The organism is Christiangramia crocea, from assembly GCF_022410465.1.
GTDB classification, from domain to species: domain Bacteria; phylum Bacteroidota; class Bacteroidia; order Flavobacteriales; family Flavobacteriaceae; genus Christiangramia; species Christiangramia crocea.
On record NZ_JAJSON010000020.1, the window covers coordinates 123,127 to 139,521 of the forward strand.

Annotated in this window: 11 protein-coding genes; 2 read left to right on the top strand and 9 right to left on the bottom strand. The window is 40.4% G+C overall.

Features of this window, described 5'->3' with window-relative positions; genetic code table 11:
• The first annotated feature begins 24 nt into the window (after positions 1-24).
• The gene (locus LU635_RS09630) at positions 25-2,424 is read left to right on the top strand and encodes a glycoside hydrolase family 31 protein (RefSeq protein WP_240098562.1); all 2,400 of its coding nucleotides are present in this window, start codon (positions 25-27) and stop codon (positions 2,422-2,424) included.
• A gap of 72 nt (positions 2,425-2,496) precedes the next feature.
• On the opposite strand, the gene LU635_RS09635 is transcribed toward LU635_RS09630, so the two are convergent.
• Complete coding sequence (locus tag LU635_RS09635) at positions 2,497-6,354, bottom strand: hybrid sensor histidine kinase/response regulator transcription factor (RefSeq protein ID WP_240098565.1); 3,858 nt, start codon at positions 6,352-6,354, stop codon at positions 2,497-2,499.
• A gap of 144 nt (positions 6,355-6,498) precedes the next feature.
• Here LU635_RS09635 and LU635_RS09640 point away from each other — a divergent pair, with 144 nt between their 5' ends.
• Positions 6,499-7,242 carry a hypothetical protein gene (locus LU635_RS09640; RefSeq protein WP_240098567.1) on the top strand — a complete coding sequence of 248 codons (744 nt, stop codon included), beginning with the start codon at positions 6,499-6,501 and terminating at the stop codon, positions 7,240-7,242.
• 309 nt (positions 7,243-7,551) lie between these two features.
• On the opposite strand, the gene LU635_RS09645 is transcribed toward LU635_RS09640, so the two are convergent.
• The 8 genes from LU635_RS09645 to LU635_RS09680 all read right to left on the bottom strand — a co-directional run bounded on the left by LU635_RS09645 (position 7,552) and on the right by LU635_RS09680 (position 16,389).
• Positions 7,552-8,277: a sulfite exporter TauE/SafE family protein gene (locus tag LU635_RS09645; RefSeq protein WP_240098569.1), complete on the bottom strand. Its 726-nt coding sequence runs from the start codon at positions 8,275-8,277 to the stop codon at positions 7,552-7,554.
• Positions 8,278-8,727 carry a FixH family protein gene (locus tag LU635_RS09650; protein ID WP_240098571.1) on the bottom strand — a complete coding sequence of 150 codons (450 nt, stop codon included), beginning with the start codon at positions 8,725-8,727 and terminating at the stop codon, positions 8,278-8,280.
• A gap of 98 nt (positions 8,728-8,825) precedes the next feature.
• Positions 8,826-10,238 carry a cytochrome c oxidase accessory protein CcoG gene (gene ccoG / locus LU635_RS09655; RefSeq protein ID WP_240098573.1) on the bottom strand — a complete coding sequence of 471 codons (1,413 nt, stop codon included), beginning with the start codon at positions 10,236-10,238 and terminating at the stop codon, positions 8,826-8,828.
• 95 nt (positions 10,239-10,333) lie between these two features.
• The gene (locus tag LU635_RS09660) at positions 10,334-11,287 is read right to left on the bottom strand and encodes a cbb3-type cytochrome c oxidase N-terminal domain-containing protein (protein ID WP_240098575.1); all 954 of its coding nucleotides are present in this window, start codon (positions 11,285-11,287) and stop codon (positions 10,334-10,336) included.
• Positions 11,284-11,496, bottom strand: coding sequence for a CcoQ/FixQ family Cbb3-type cytochrome c oxidase assembly chaperone (locus tag LU635_RS09665; RefSeq protein ID WP_240098577.1), 213 nt, complete (start codon positions 11,494-11,496; stop codon positions 11,284-11,286). Before LU635_RS09665 ends, LU635_RS09660 begins: the two co-directional genes overlap by 4 nt.
• 11 nt (positions 11,497-11,507) lie before the next feature.
• Complete coding sequence (ccoN, locus tag LU635_RS09670; RefSeq protein ID WP_240098579.1) at positions 11,508-13,706, bottom strand: cytochrome-c oxidase, cbb3-type subunit I; 2,199 nt, start codon at positions 13,704-13,706, stop codon at positions 11,508-11,510.
• A gap of 2 nt (positions 13,707-13,708) precedes the next feature.
• Positions 13,709-13,903, bottom strand: coding sequence for a cbb3-type cytochrome oxidase assembly protein CcoS (gene ccoS / locus LU635_RS09675; RefSeq protein WP_240098581.1), 195 nt, complete (start codon positions 13,901-13,903; stop codon positions 13,709-13,711).
• Between the two features lie 74 nt (positions 13,904-13,977).
• Positions 13,978-16,389, bottom strand: coding sequence for a heavy metal translocating P-type ATPase (locus LU635_RS09680; RefSeq protein ID WP_240098583.1), 2,412 nt, complete (start codon positions 16,387-16,389; stop codon positions 13,978-13,980).
• Positions 16,390-16,395: the final 6 nt, after the last annotated feature.

Below are 16,395 nucleotides of genomic sequence, written 5' to 3' on the forward strand. Positions count from 1 at the left end.
CTTTCATAAAAAGTTTGTAAGACTATGATTACCAATACAGAACTAGAACATAAGGGGAATCTATACCCCTCCGGCTTAATATCATTCGAACACGATCAGGACACCATAAATTTTATCACCAAAAACGGGGTACGCCTTCAAATAACTGTACTTCGCGATAATATGCTCAGGTTCCGTTATTCTACTAACGGGATCTTTGAAAATGATTTTTCATATGCGGTAGATGAGGAACATCCACATGGTTTTAACCAGCTAAAAATTGAAGATACAGAAACTCATGTATTAATTACTACTGAAAAATTCAAGTGTAAGATTGCAAAAGATGATCTTCGGGTAGGAATGTATGAACTTGATGGCCGGCCAATCCTTGAAGATGAACTTGGTTTCCACTGGGAGGAGAGTTTTGAATTCGGAGGAAACTTCGTAAAGATGAGCAAGACTTCCCGGGAGCAGGAAAACTTCTTCGGACTTGGAGATAAACCTACCAATTTTAACCTTAAGGGAAAAAGGATGAGCCTGTGGAATACTGATCAGTATGCCTACGGAAAGGACACCGTGGAATTATATAAAGCGGTGCCTTTTTATATGGGACTTCACAGCAACCTTTCCTACGGAATATTCTTTGATAACACTTTCAAGACCCATTTTGATTTTTGTCACGAAAGAAGAAACGTTACCAGTTTCTGGGCAGATGGCGGTGAAATGAACTATTATTTTATTTATGGCCCCCAAATGGCCGATGTACTGACTACTTACACCGACCTCACCGGAAAGCCGGAATTACCACCAATGTGGGCCCTCGGCTTTCACCAGTGTAAATGGAGCTATTACCCGGAAAGTAAAGTAAAGGAGATCACTTCTAAATTCAGGGAACTTGATTTTCCCTGCGATGCTATCTATCTTGATATTGACTATATGGATGGTTTTCGCTGTTTTACCTGGAACAAGGAATATTTTCCCGATCCAAAAAGAATGGTAAAAGAGCTGGAAAATGATGGTTTTAAAACAGTTGCCATTATAGATCCCGGTATAAAAATAGACCTGAATTACAGCATATTTAAAGAAGGACTGGAAAACGACTATTTCTGTCGAAGGGCAGACGGACCATACATGCGTGGAAAAGTCTGGCCTGGAGAATGCTATTTTCCCGATTTCACCAATCCCGAGGTTAGAGAATGGTGGAGCGGATTATACCGCGAACTCATTGGAGAAATTGGAGTAAAAGGTGTTTGGAACGATATGAACGAGCCGGCAGTGATGGAGGTTCCGGGAAAAACCTTCCCTTTTGATGTTCGCCATGATTATGACGGGCATCCCTGCAGCCATCGAAAAGCCCATAATGTCTATGGGATGCAAATGGCCAAAGCCACTTATGAAGGGGTTAAAAGATTCAATTTCCCAAAACGACCCTTTATCATCACCCGGGCCAATTATTCCGGTGGGCAACGTTATACCTCAACCTGGACCGGAGATAATATAGCAAGCTGGGAACACCTATGGCTGGCCAATGTACAGATCCAAAGACTTTGTATGAGCGGTATGAGCTTTGCCGGATCAGATATTGGTGGATTTGCCGAACAGCCTTCCGGCGAATTATATACCCGATGGTTACAACTAGGAGTGTTCCATCCTTTCTGCAGGGTCCATTCCTCTGGAGATCATGGAGAGCAGGAACCCTGGTTTTTTGGCGAGGAGGTGCTCGATATTTCCAGAAAATATGTAGAATTAAGGTATCAACTACTGCCTTACCTGTATACCACTTTCTATAAATATGTAGCTGAAGGAGTCCCAATTCTTAAGCCACTGGTATACCATGATCAGGAAGATGTGCAAACCCACTATAGGGCAGATGAGTTTATCTTTGGAAACCATATCCTGGTATGTCCCATACAGGAGCCAAATGTACAGGGCAGAAGAATGTATATTCCAAGAGGTAAGTGGTACAACTTCTGGAATGACAAACCGGTCTCTGGCGGACGTGAAATGTGGGTGGATGCTCCTCTGGATACGATTCCCGTTTTTATCAAGGAAGGGGCGATTATCCCTAAGTATCCGGTACAGCAATATGTTGATGAAAAAAAATTAGAGCAGATCAGTCTCGATATCTACTATAAATTAGGAAAAGAGAACTCTGAATTCTATGAAGATTCTCATGACGGCTATGAATACCGCCAGGGGATATTCAGCCTGAGGACTTTCAAATTAACCGGAAAGACAGATGAAATCATTCTGCAACAGCATAAAAGCGGAAAATACTCTGCTCCCTACACCACTTTCAAACTGAAGTTCCACGGACTTCCTTTTCAGATCAAAAAAGCATTCTTTGAAAATGAAGAAGTTCCGCTTAAAGAACTTCAATTTGATAAGGATGAAAATACGATGATCGTGAATAAGGATTTTAGTGAGATACACCTGGTAGGTTAAACACTCACCATGTTAAAACAATTAGCCTGGCTGAAAATACTCAACCAGGCTAATTTTCTTTAGGGCAAAAGATTATAGGGGTTTCTCAATAGAATCACTTAGATTATATCCATAGAACTTTTTGAAGGAGCTGTAAAAAAGTTTGGGGCTGGAAAAGCCTGATTTGTAGGCGACTTCCATGGGATTATACTCACCACTCTCCAGCATTTCTCTAGCATAATTAAGCCTTGTGAACTCCATGAAATCCTGAGGAGATAGATTGACCAGACTTTTTAGTTTCATAAAAAGGGCATTACTGCTTATCCCAATTTTTCCACTTAGATCATGCACACTAAAATTCTCATTATTTATATTCCCGATCACGATATCCGTAAGATTTGAAATAAATCTCTCATCGCTTCCATTCCTGAATTCAACTTTAGAATTATCAATATGCGACTGAATATAGGAGTTTCTTATTTCCTGCTGCCAGATAAGGATTTTGGTTAATTTGGATAACAACAGGTTTATTTCGAGTGGCTTTCTAATGATTTCAGTCATTTCATCCAGCTGCTCCCCGGCAAATTTCTGGCCTGCATCGGCGATAAGAATCAAGTTAATATGGTTCAGACCAATATTCCTTTTAAGCATCTTAGTCAGTTGAAAGAAATTCATATCTGCCAGCACCGTTGCCGAAATAATGATATCCGGAAATATCATACCCGCCTTTTCCAAGCCTTCTTCGGCAGTAGCCGCCTGATAAATCTGGCAGTATTTTCCAATATTGTTCACGAGTAAGTGCCGGGTATTGCTGTCCCCTTCTATGATCAGGATCTTAATTTCACTAAGATTCTTAAGTTCTGACGGAACACTGGTAGCAGGTTGATTTTTTGATTTTTCAGCCTTGAAGATCGCAGCAGCCCTTTCAGGCACTTTACGATAATCTTCTCTCCTGTTCTTAAGTATAGCTGTAAATGTTGAGCCTTCATTTTTTTCGGTCTCATAACTGAAGCTACCTCCAGATTTAGAGATCAGGTCTTTCGCCTTCAGAATATACCTAAGCCCGCTCCTGTCTCTTAATTTCATTTTTTGGTTTGGATATTTATTCTTCTCCAACACCTTGATATCATGGGTAGGCATTCCCCGCCCATTATCGGTAATCTGTAGTTTGAGGTCTCCCACACTGGTTTCAATAAGATTGATTATGATCTTGCCTCCTTTAAAGGAATAACCTGCACTCCCGGAAATAAGACTAAAGAAGATCTTATCCAGCATTTCCATATTATAATAGAATTCGGCATCGCCCCACTGATCATTCACGATCATTTCCAGATTTTTACTTTTATACACAGGCTCAATATCTTTTACCACCTGCGGAAAGTGCCTGTTAAGGTTGATCTTAGAGATCTCATATACAGATTCCTGATAATTGAAATTAAGTATCTGGTGGAAAAGATCATCAAACCTCGCTGCAAATCGCTGAAGTTCTTCAACACTTTCGGAATCGGCTGATGCTGAGATCTTGCTTAAAGACTGCACCGCGCTTTCAACCGGTTTTCTGAATTCTTTTTGAAGCCGGTTACGGAGTTCTACCTTAGCCAGCTGATCGGCGTTTTTTGACCTTCTGCTAAAGACAAAAATGAATATTGCCACCATCGCCAGAACACTAATCCCCATAAAGACGTAGACCGTACTTATGGTTGCCGGTGCCGCCTGAACATTAATACTTAACCGTTTTGGTTCTGTCCAGCCGGAATCCCTGAGCCTGGAACGCACCTTAAAGACAAAATTACCGGGGGGCAAATTTGAGTAACTTGCTTTATTTAATGTTGTAGGCCTGCTCCAGTCATCTTCCAGCCCCTCCATTTTCCAGGAATAGAGTATGCCCTCAGGATCCAAATGAGAAATTCCTTGAAAGTTTATATAAAACCCGGAACCTTCTTCTATCTCAAGATCATTTATTCCGGCAAGCTGAACCTCGTCCGTTTTTCCATTCTCATCAGGACTTACAAAATTTCTAAACTGCAAACGGGGTTTGAATTCCTGCTGTGCCAGCATAACTTTTGGCTTGAATATATTCACTCCTTTTGAACTTCCCAGGACAAAACTACCGTTATCCAATTTCATAAAATCAGTGGTAAGTTCATTTGTACTAAGTCCGTTGAGTTCTGAGAAAACCTTAATTTCATTTTCCACGCCATTATAATATGCCATGCCCTTGTCAGTCGCCAACCATATCTTTTCATCTGACAGCCATTCAATACCGGTGACGTTACTGGAAGGCAGTCCTTCCTCTGCTCCTAATCTCTGCAAGGTATCATCTTCAAAATCATAGATAAGTAATCCGGCTCCCTCTGTAGCAAAAAGGCCACGTCCCCCATGGGTAATCTTTAGATCCTTAACTGAATAATATAAAAGATCTTTCCCGGCATTAAGAGCTTCCAGATCGCTAATTCTTCCTGTAATGGGATTAAGAGAGTGAACCCTTGTGCGGGTCGCCACAATAAGTTGCTTTGGCCCCAGTTCGGCTATTGCCTGAACTTCCTTAACAGGATAATCCTTTATCTCATTATCGGGCCGTATAACGGTAAGATAGCCCTCCTCACCCCCGATCCAGACATTCCCGCCTGCATCTATAAAAAGTGTGTTGGCGGACTGTATCTTCGTTTTGTAAAGTGCATCTACCGAATAATGAGCTCTCAAAAGCGTGTTTATATTAATCTTATAAACACCGTCCTTTGCAGTAGCCACCCACATATGCTCATCTATAGCAGCCAGATCTGTGATATTATCTGGTGCATTCATACGCCGGTTGTAATTCAGGTTTTCAATATGTCTCCAGCGATTGGTTTCAGGATTCCAGATACTTAAGCCCTTACCTGTTCCAAACCAAAGATTCCCTTGTGAGTCCACTTCTCCAGTTGTGACAAAATCATTTGCCAGACTGGAATATCTTAACGGGTCGTTTTTAAGTTTTTCCACCGCAAATCCGGAATAATTCTGAATAAAAAGTCCCTCTTTAGCAACGACCCAAAGAAGGTTCTGATCGTTAAGCAGGACTGAATATATATTTTGAGGGTATATTTTATCTGGTCCCTGTATCATTTCCAGCTTTTTATTCAGACGAATTACACCGGCACCGTTTGTAGATATTATTATTTCATCGTTAAATTCCTGGAGTGCTGTTATCTCCTTTTGGGCCACGATATAAGGAAGTGAATATACCTTCTGAATATTCATAAAATCCCTGTCGGTTTTATATAATCCCTGATCTTTTGTTCCAAAAAGTATAAGATCGTCCATGGGCAGAACGCTGGTTATATGCAGATTCTGGTAATACCCCATATCTATCTTATTGAATTTTCCTGACCTGCGGTCTATAGTGAGTATCCCATTTGGCCCCGCAAAAATGACCGAATTCTCAAAGAGGGTCACATCGGCAGCTAGTGTATTTTCTGAAAGAAAGCGTGAGATGCCATAATCGGCTTTTGAGGAATCCACCTTTAGTTTAAAAATACCATTCTCGGCAGCTATCCAAAGTTGTTTACCAGAATCCTCCCGCAGAGCATAGATCCTTCCCGTAACATCACTTATAAATTCAAAGCTATCCTTTTCAGGATTGTAAATTGCAAGCCCCTGGTTACCGGCCAGCCAGGTTTGATCTTCAGAATCGGTATAGGTTGCAATGAATTCATCGCCAATATCCCGTGGAACACCTCGAAATTTATTATAATCTAATGCCCTGACTGAATTGTACTTTAAGACCTTAACGGGAGTAGTGATCCAAAGATTATCTTCAGAATCCTGTTGAATGTGTACTTCATCGGCCCTAATAAAAGGATCGATGGATTTTACTCTCTGAACTGAACCTGCATCCTGCCCGATAAGCCTACCGGTAATTCCCAAAACCAATAAAAGGGAATACAGAATTTTAAATTTAAAATGCCCCAAATCTCAAATTTTAAATAATGTAAACTGGGATAATTTAGGAAATATCGGCTTTATAAATCACTGTTTTTTAAAGTTTTGGAGGGTATTTATTAATAGGATATTAACAATTTTGTTATATTTAGGTCAATCCATCTAGTAAGCATTATGAAAAAAATATTCAGTGTTTTATCCATCCTTATATTATTCCCTTTAATTTCACCAGCCCAGAAAATTAATTCTGGTGTTATTACCGGATCAGGAGACCACAACAATAGATATCTTGATATGTTTCAAGATTTAAAAAAGAATATTAATACCGCAATACCCATAAGCGAACTCGAAGGAAGCCCTTATCTGAAAGAAGAATTTGTTCAGGGTCAGATTTTTGAAGCCGGTAATAGCTTAGGAAGTTTCTATATTCGCTATAATATTTATAATGAGGTTATGGAAATCCTTACCGAAAACGATAAGGTTATGGAACTTCGAAAATCCCCATCCCTAAATGTGTATTTAAATAATAGAAGATTCAGGGTTTTACCTTATTTAAACCCGGACAACAAAGTTGAACAGGTATATTTTGAAATTCTTGAAGATGGCAACAGAGTTAACTTTTTGAGAAAACATTATCGTAATTTCCATCCCGGTCAAAGAGCAAAAACAAGTTTTCACGTTGAAAAGAAACCAGAGTTAGAGGCATCAACATCTTATTATTTTCATTTTAATAATGAGAACCTACCAGTGGAGATTAAGAAACTGAATGAACGGAATATAATTAATTCCCTGAATATTAATAAAAAGGAAATTGTGGGTTTGATAGAAAAGAATGATCTGAACCTAAAAAGAATCGAAGATGTAAACAAATTAATAGCGCTTCTCAATCAGAGAGATTTAACTAATAAAAAAGGCTAATCGTTATACAAACGCATAGCCGACTAGCCTTCTGAGTTATCCTTTTACAGATAACAACCCTTAAATTTACGAAGTAAAATTTTTATATCCTATCCGTAGGTTTTTATTGACGAAAAATACGGGATTTCCCCTATTCCTGTCATTTATCTTTATCACTTTTACCGTTGTTAGTATTCTTTCCACTGTTAATCATATGATGCACTGTAAGCATAAGGCCAATACAAACCAGGCCGAAAAACATGATTATACCTGTGCCCAGATTCCAGTTTACGAGGGGTATTAGTAAATTTAATAGCATAATCTTCAACTTTAGTGTTTTATAATTTGATTTGACGCATGACATTCGTAGTTAGCAGAAATCTTTCCCCCCTTTTGTTTGGGAGAGAGATATGGTATTCCAAGACCTAGCCCTCTTATTATAAATAGTACCGCAATTACTCCAAGAAATACAGGTATCATGCGGCGGATGTATTTTCTCACATTTACCGATATGAAATTCCCGATCCAGATTGCCCCGGTCATTAAAGGGATCGTCCCAATGCCGAACAGCATCATGTAAATACTTCCATTAAAAGCATTTCCGCTCGCTATGGCTCCAAAAACAGCCATATAAACCAATCCGCAGGGTAGAAATCCATTCAAAAACCCAACAGTATAGAATGTATCAAGACGTTTCTTCTTTAATTCCTGACCCAGGGAATTTTTAAGTCTCCCTATCCATTTCATCCAGATCCCTGATATTTTATTTCCTGTTAATCTGCGGGAGGGAAGAAAAAGGACTATCAGCATAACCACCCCGATGATTATTGAAAGCTGTTGCTGAAGTCCAAAAAGTGAAAGGCTCTTACCTACCAGGCCAAAAGCCAATCCAGTTATAGCATAAGAAGTGATCCTGCCAAGATGATAAAGAAAGATCTGCAAATATTTACGGACATCATTTTTCCGGTCTACCGGTAACAGGAAAGCTATCGGGCCACACATGCCCACGCAATGAAAGCTTCCCAGTAATCCGAATATTAATGCAGATAAAAACATTTAAAAAACGATTTCTTTTTTGAATAAATATTCCTTGCCCTTAGTGTTCCAGTTCACACTCACATTCCATCTCCCATCAACCAGCTTTTCCCCTGGAATTAAAAACTCCCTGGTCTTAACCTCAGAAAGCGGGATTTGAAAATCAAGATTTTTATTGGAAGGACGGTACAGATAAATAGCCCCTTCCATCTCTTCAATTTTCATACTTTCCGGAAATACCAACACCAGTTTTCCGTTTTTTATTTCCAGGCGGATATTTTCTTCCAGGCTAAGCGCATTCTTTTCAGCATCAATATCCTCCTGATAGTGAAGTTCCGCCTTATAGTAATCTTCTACTACCAGGTCATGATCATATTCCGTACTACTCAGCATGGTCACCACGAAATACATGATAAAAGAAATAAAAGCCAGCATTCCTATAACCAGTCCTGTTCCCCAATTGATTTTCATATGATTATTTTTTTAATTCAACTTATTTTGTTGCCACGAAAGCACGAATAATCTTTTAAACTGATCTTCATTATTTTTAAAAGCAAATCAGTTCACTTCTAATTATAGCTTCTTGGTCCTAAAAATGTGGTGGTTGTGGTTTCGATCAGTTGTTCGCCGCTGTAGACGCCAATTTCTACCTTATCCTTTTCATTTTCCAGTCCCGATCTGTCTATTTCTATAAAAAGTGTTCCCTCAGCCAGTCCATTTCCCGGCACCAAAATCCCGTGATCTTTTACGGTACGTATCTTACCCTTATGAGATATCAGCTTAAAACTTACATCCTCAAAATCCCGGGTTGTTTTATTGATCAGCTTATAGGTATATACATTACTGATCATATTATTTTCCTTATGTTCATATAACTGCCCGGGCAACCTTAGTATATTAGCTTCCACATCGCTTCTTAAGAACAGCATTCCGGTTAATACAGATATCAGAATAAAAAGTACTGCTGAATAACCTTTTAAGCGAGGGGTGAATTTAAACTTCGCCTTCTTTTCAATATTCTCTTCACTTGCATACCGAATCAGGCCCTTAGGCAGGTCTACCGCTTCCATCATCTGGTTACAGGCATCAATACAAGCTGTACAGTTTACACATTCAAGCTGTGTACCATTACGAATATCAATACCTGTAGGACAAACCTGAACACATTGAAAACAGTCTATACAGTCACCTTTACCACTGGCTTCACGATCTTCATTCTTTTTGAATTTGGCCCGCCCTTTTTCCTTCTCTCCACGTTTGTGATCATAAGCCACTACAATGGATTTATTATCCAGAAGTACTCCCTGAAGCCGGCCATAGGGGCAGGCAATGATACAAACCTGTTCCCGAAACCATGCGAACACAAAATAGAATACCCCGGTAAAAATCAATAATGATATAAGCGTACTTAAATGAGCTTCAGGACCTTCCTGTATATAAAGCAACAACCTGTCACTACCAATAAGATAGGCCAGGAATATGTTTGCTATAAGGAAGGAAATGATAAAGAAAACAGTCCATTTAAATCCTTTTTTTCGAATCTTTTCAGCGTTCCATGGCTGCTTATTAAGTCTTATTTGTTTTCCTCTATCTCCTTCTATCCAGTATTCAATTCTGCGAAAGACCATTTCCATAAAAATGGTCTGCGGGCATACCCACCCACAAAAGATCCTTCCAAAGGCAACAGTGAACAGCAAAATGAACACCACGCCTATAAGCATTATGATCACAAAGAGATAGAAGTCCTGGGGCCAGAAAGTCGCTCCAAAAATATTGAACCTTCTTTCCAGAACATTAAACATGAGGAACTGGTTACCGTCAATTTTTATAAAGGGGGAGACGAACAGAAAGGCCAGCAGGATATAGCTTACATATTTACGGTATTCATAAAGTTTACCGGAAGGCTTCTTAGGATAGACCCAGGAGCGTTTCCCTTCATTGGTTACCGTACCTATGCTGTCTCTAAATCTTTCGTTCTCCACCTTTTTCTATTTATCTATTCTACCTTATTAATAGCCCGTCAACGAAAATCTCCTTTCAGGAAGATTGGAACTGATAAAATCAGTTCCGAAAGTGTTTATTCTTCCTCGTTATCCATTTCAATTTCTACCGAAGTAGAATCGGGCCTTGTAACCTCAACTTCTTCAACTCTGGCGTCGGGATCTACCCATAATTCACCTTCAGGTTCTTTAGCATCTGCAGGAGTGGTTCCGTGAAGACTCAGGACATAACTTGCTACCTGAGCGATCTCATCTGGTTTAAGATCGGTTTTCCAAGCAACCATTCCCTTACCGGCCCGGCCTCCTTCAGATATTGAATTGAATACGTTTTTGATTCCACCTCCCAGTATCCAGTATGAGTCGGTAAGATTAGGACCTATGCCCCCGCCACCATCTATCTTATGGCAGGCAGCACAATTCCCTTCAAAAATTGCCTTCCCGGCGTTGATATCCTCTTCACCAGTTAATAATTCAACCGTATTGGCATCAATAAGACCTTTTGCATTCTTCTTATATTCCTCCACTGCCGCTTTGGCTTCGGCCACTTCGATCAAATATTCCTCTCTTTGGGTTGTTCCGTCAAAAATGTGATACCTGGCGAGATATATCCCGGCAAAGATGATACTTGCGTAAAAACCGTAAAGCCACCATGGCGGAAGGTTATTATCAAGCTCCTTTATTCCATCATAATTATGATCCAGAATGATCTCATCCTCCTTTTCAATAGGCTTTTTATCCACTAGCTTTTCATAGGTTCTTCTCCACCAGGATTTCTCTGCCTTTTTACTTGCCATTGCAGCATCGTATTTTTCCCTGGCTTCAGGCTTAAGGGAATTATATAAGGTTCTTTCAAGTGCCGCAATTGAAACTTCTATGGCAAAAGCAATGATTACTACCACTGCCAGAATCAGCCATAAAACAGGATAGACTTCGAAACTGGTTTTATCTCCTGTTTCCAGAGTTACTTCGGCAATGACTACAGCAAGAATGGTCAGGCCCAGAATTCTTAATGCTGAAAAAACTTTTTTCATGATAAGTCTGTTTTTTGGTTGTTATGGCTTTCCTCATCGGTATCAAAATCAAGCGGCATCCTACTCACATATTTTATATAGTCTTTTTTCGCCGTAATCACCCACCAGAAAAGTGCAGTGAAAAAGATGAAAAAAATGAGCAGGGAGATGATGGGGTAGATCTCCACCCCATCTATACTTTCCAATGGACCTTTTACGAATTTCAACATGGTCTCTGGTTTTAATTATTAGTTACTTGTTCTTCTAAATCTTCAGCTTTGATATCTGTACCCAGCCTTTGCAGGTAGGCTATAAGTGCCACGATCTCACGATCCCGCATCTCGGTAAATTCCAGTCCGTTCTCTTCCGCATATTTCTTATCGGCTTCATAGCTCGTCACAAAATCGGGATCCGAATACAGGTTCTGCTCAATTTGAGTCCCCTGCTCATCCATCCACTCCTGAGCTCTGGCAATCTCTTCTTCGGTATAAGGAACTCCAAGTGTTTGCATGGCGCGCATCTTATCTTCAGTCTGGGATTTATCCAGTTCATCGGTTACTAACCATTTATAGGATGGCATTATGGAACCTGAAGAAGTACTTTGCGGATCGTACATGTGGTTAAGGTGCCAGTTATCTGAATATTTCTGGCCTATCCTGTGCAGATCGGGCCCGGTTCTCTTACTTCCCCATAGGAAAGGATAATCATACCGATATTCCCCTGCTTTCGAATACTCTCCATAGCGTTCCACTTCACTTCGGAAAGGCCTAATCATTTGTGAATGACAGGAAACACAGCCTTCACGTATATAAATATCCCGTCCTTCAAGTTCCAGAGGGGTATATGGTTTTACGCTTGAAATTACCGGAACATACTCATCTACCATCAACGATGGAATGATCTGCACCATTCCACCAATTAGAATGGCGATAGTAGCGAAAATGGTTAATTTGACAGGTCTTCTTTCCAGCCAGCTGTGATAAGCCTCCCCGGTAGTTCTCTTTTTGGTTACAGGTTGAAGGGCAGCTGCTTCAGCAAGCTCATCCTCTACTTTGCTACCCTGGCGAACAGTTTTTACAATGTTGTAGAGCATTACAAAGGCTCCAAGAATATAAAGACTTCCTCCAATTGCGCGCATCCAGTACATTGGGATGATCTCTGTAACCGTTTCAAGGAAGTTACCGTAAGTCAAAGTTCCATCAGGATTGAATTGCTTCCACATTGAAGCCTGAACGAATCCGGCAACATACATTGGTAACGCATAAATAATGATACCAAGAGTTCCAATCCAGAAATGGGTATTGGCAAGTTTTACAGACCAAAGTTTTGTCTTAAAAAGTCTGGGAACAAGCCAGTAAATCATACCGAAGGTCAGGAATCCGTTCCATGCCAGTGCTCCAACGTGAACGTGAGCAATGATCCAGTCACTAAAGTGTGCTATAGCATTCACGTTCTTTAGAGAAAGCATCGGTCCTTCAAAAGTGGCCATTCCGTAACCGGTGATCGCCACAACCATAAATTTAAGAACAGGATCTACCCTTACCTTATCCCAGGCACCGCGAAGTGTTAATAATCCGTTGATCATCCCTCCCCATGATGGGAATAGAAGCATTACAGAAAAAGCTACCCCAAGGTTCTGAGCCCAGTCTGGCAAGGCTGTATATAATAAGTGGTGTGGCCCAGCCCAGATATAGATAAAGATGAGCGACCAGAAATGTATGATAGAAAGGCGGTAAGAATATACCGGGCGGTTAGCGGCCTTCGGAACAAAGTAGTACATAAGTCCAAGGAAAGGCGTGGTCAAAAAGAATGCAACGGCATTATGACCATACCACCACTGAACCAGAGCATCCTGAACTCCCGAATAGAATGAATAACTTTTGAAGGCGCTTACTGGAATTTCGATATTGTTAAAAATATGGAGCACTGCAACCGTCACGAAGGTCGCCAGGTAGAACCAGATCGCCACGTACAAATGCCGTTGTCTTCTTTTGATCATTGTTCCTATAAGGTTGGCACCGAAAGCAACCCAGATGATCGCGATGGCAATATCAAAAGGCCATTCCAGTTCGGCATATTCCTTTGACGAGGTAAAACCTAGTGGCAGAGTGATAGCCGCACCTACGATAATCAGCTGCCAACCCCAGAAATTGATATTACTCAGGGCATCACTCCACATCCTGGCTTTAAGTAAACGCTGGGTAGAGTAATATACACCGGCAAAAATGGCATTCCCCACGAATGCGAAAATCACCGCATTGGTATGCAGGGGTCTTAGCCTTCCAAAGCTAAGCCATGAGATACCCTCGGTCACATTCGGAAAAATGAACATAAAGGCAAGCAATAATCCAACGCTCATACCTATAATGCCCCAAAACATAGTGGCAATAATAAATTTCTTTACGATTTTATTATCGTAATAAAATTGCTGTACTTCCATAATTAATTTGATTTCACTTTATTGACAGGTTGATTTTTTTCGTGATCATTTTTGACCAATTCATCATCGAAGAGCATCCTAACAGAAGGTGTGTATACATCGTCATACTGTCCCTTTTTCACAGAGACTATGAAAGCGATAAAAAATATAAGGGCCACAACCACACTGATAGCCAGCAACATGTAGATAATGCTCATATTAATTGAATATGGCTGTAAAAGTATTCTGAGAGTAGTGGCTAAAAAATGACAACGGTCAGCTTTGTTTTCATTTAATGCTTTAATCTTTTCCCAAGGATTTGAGTGGCCAGTGTGGTAAATCCAACTATGCTGATGGAACTCAAAGGCATAAGAATGGCGGCTACCACAGGCATAAGATTTCCTGAAACAGCAAAACCCAGTCCGATAAGATTATAACAAAGCGATAGAATGAAACTCCATTTTATAACTGAAATAGCTTTTGAGGACAGCTCAAAAAAGTCATGAAATTTACCAAAATTTCGCGCGTCCAGTATTCCGTCACAGGCCGGAGAAAAGACATTGATATCCTCTGAAATGACTATCCCTACATCGCTCTGGGCCAGAGCCCCGGCATCATTAAGACCGTCTCCTACCATCATTACTCTTTTGTTCTGCTTCTGCAGGTCTTTGATAAACTGAAGTTTATCTCCAGGTTTCTGGTTGAAGAACATTCTGATCCCGCCTGGAAGAAGCTGTTCCAGTCTTTCCTGTTCGCCATCGTTATCCCCTGAAAGTATGATAAGTTCTTTATTTTTCCCCAGGCTGGTGAAAAGCGACGAAAGTCCTTCTCGGTATGAGTTATGAAAGGTAAAACAGCCTTTATACTGATCGTTCGAGCTGATATGAACCGAAGTTTTTTCCAGTTCTTCTCTTTTTTGTACTGATGTACCGTTAATGAATTTCTCCTTTACGAAAGCAGCAGAGCCTATCTTTAAAGACAGATCTTTAGAAGAGGTTTCGAGCCCCTGCCCCACATGTTCGTGGAAGACTTCTGGGGTAGAGATGCTATTCTTCTGAAGTACCTTATACAGAGCACGGCTCAGGGGATGATTGGACGCCCTTAAGCTACCGGTTAAAAGTTCCTGTTCCTCTATACTAAGCTCTATGCCTTCATATTTAATGCTATCACGCTGATTGGTGGTAATAGTCCCGGTCTTATCAAAAACCACAGTATCAATTTTAGCGGCCTGCTCAATAACGGTAGTATCTTTCAAATAAAGATGGTTCCTTCCGAAGATGCGTAAAAGATTCCCCAGAGTGAAGGGTGCTGCCAGCGCAATGGCACATGGACAGGCTATAATGAGTACCGCCGTAAAAACGTTCCATGCCTTGCCCGGATCATACATCATCCAGAAGATGGCCGAAATAAATGCTATACTCAAGACAGCATACGTAAACCTTTTACTTATCTGATTTGTCAAGGTTTGAAAAGCACTGCTCTTATCTTTACTAAAAACCTCATCACTCCATAATTCGGTAAGATAACTTTGCTTAACTGGTTTCAGCGCTTCCACCTCAATAATGCTTCCCTGCTGCCTTCCTCCAGCATACAATCTGTCGCCACTGTACTTTTTCACTGGCTCAGCTTCTCCGGTCACAAAACTGTAATCAATTTTCGCATCACCTTTAATGAGAATGGCATCCATAGGAATAAGCTCCTCATTCCTGATAATTACCCTATCACCTTTCTTAATCTTATAAACCTGGACCTGTTCTTCTTTTTGCTGACCCTCTTCGGAAAAAATTCGAGTAACCGCAATGGGAAAATATGATTTATAATCCCTTTCAAAAGAAAGGAAAGAATAGGTCTTTTGCTGAAAGAATTTCCCCAATAAAAGGAAAAATACAAGTCCGCTAAGGCTGTCAAAGAAACCGGTTCCTGTGTCCATAATGATCTCGGCTGTACTTCTTAAAAATAAGACAGCGATCCCCAATGCAATGGGCACATCTATATTCAGCAATCCTGATCGAAGCCCTTTATAGGCAGAAACGAAATAATCCTTTCCGGAATAGAACACCACCGGTAGTGCAAAGCTGAACGTGAGCCAGCGAAAAAGATGTTTGAACTGCTCCAGCCAGAATTCTTTGATTTCGAAATATTCAGGAAATGAGAGAAACATAATATTGCCAAAGGCAAAGCCAGCGACACCTAATTTGTATATGAGGCTGCGGTCTATCCCCTTCTTCTCCTCTTCAAAATTCTCCAGGGATATATTGGGTTCATAACCTATTCTACCCAATAAAATAACAAGTTCTTTCAGGGATAATTCTTCTGCAGAAAAACTGATCCTCAGTTTTTTCTTTGGAAAATCTACCTGGGAACTTTTAACCGCTTTGTGAAGTTTGTTAAGATTCTCAAGGATCCAGATACAAGAACTACAATGTATAGAAGGAATTCTAAAGGAAACTATCTGGCTGTCACCATGATCAAATTCCAGGAGTTTTTCTATTATTTCTTCATTCTCAAGAAAATCGTATTTCTCTTCGCTGAGTTTGGGAGAATTACCCGGAGCATTCTCCAGATCGTAATAGTAAGAGAGGTCATTTGAATTCAAAATCTCAAATACCGTTTTGCATCCTGTACAGCAAAATGACTTTTCCGAATAGTTTATCGGCCCGTCCACACACTCTTCTCCACAATGAAAACAATTTACCCTATCCATCACAAA

Excerpts from the sequence above, each read along its gene's own strand:
- LU635_RS09630 (WP_240098562.1), top strand. The coding sequence starts at position 25 with ATGATTACCAATACAGAACTAGAACATAAGGGGAATCTATACCCCTCC.
- LU635_RS09640 (WP_240098567.1), top strand. The coding sequence starts at position 6,499 with ATGAAAAAAATATTCAGTGTTTTATCCATCCTTATATTATTCCCTTTA.
- LU635_RS09645 (WP_240098569.1), bottom strand. The coding sequence starts at position 8,277 with ATGTTTTTATCTGCATTAATATTCGGATTACTGGGAAGCTTTCATTGC.
- LU635_RS09650 (WP_240098571.1), bottom strand. The coding sequence starts at position 8,727 with ATGAAAATCAATTGGGGAACAGGACTGGTTATAGGAATGCTGGCTTTT.
- LU635_RS09660 (WP_240098575.1), bottom strand. The coding sequence starts at position 11,287 with ATGAAAAAAGTTTTTTCAGCATTAAGAATTCTGGGCCTGACCATTCTT.
- LU635_RS09665 (WP_240098577.1), bottom strand. The coding sequence starts at position 11,496 with ATGTTGAAATTCGTAAAAGGTCCATTGGAAAGTATAGATGGGGTGGAG.
- ccoN (WP_240098579.1), bottom strand. The coding sequence starts at position 13,706 with ATGGAAGTACAGCAATTTTATTACGATAATAAAATCGTAAAGAAATTT.
- ccoS (WP_240098581.1), bottom strand. The coding sequence starts at position 13,903 with ATGAGCATTATCTACATGTTGCTGGCTATCAGTGTGGTTGTGGCCCTT.
- LU635_RS09680 (WP_240098583.1), bottom strand. The coding sequence starts at position 16,389 with ATGGATAGGGTAAATTGTTTTCATTGTGGAGAAGAGTGTGTGGACGGG.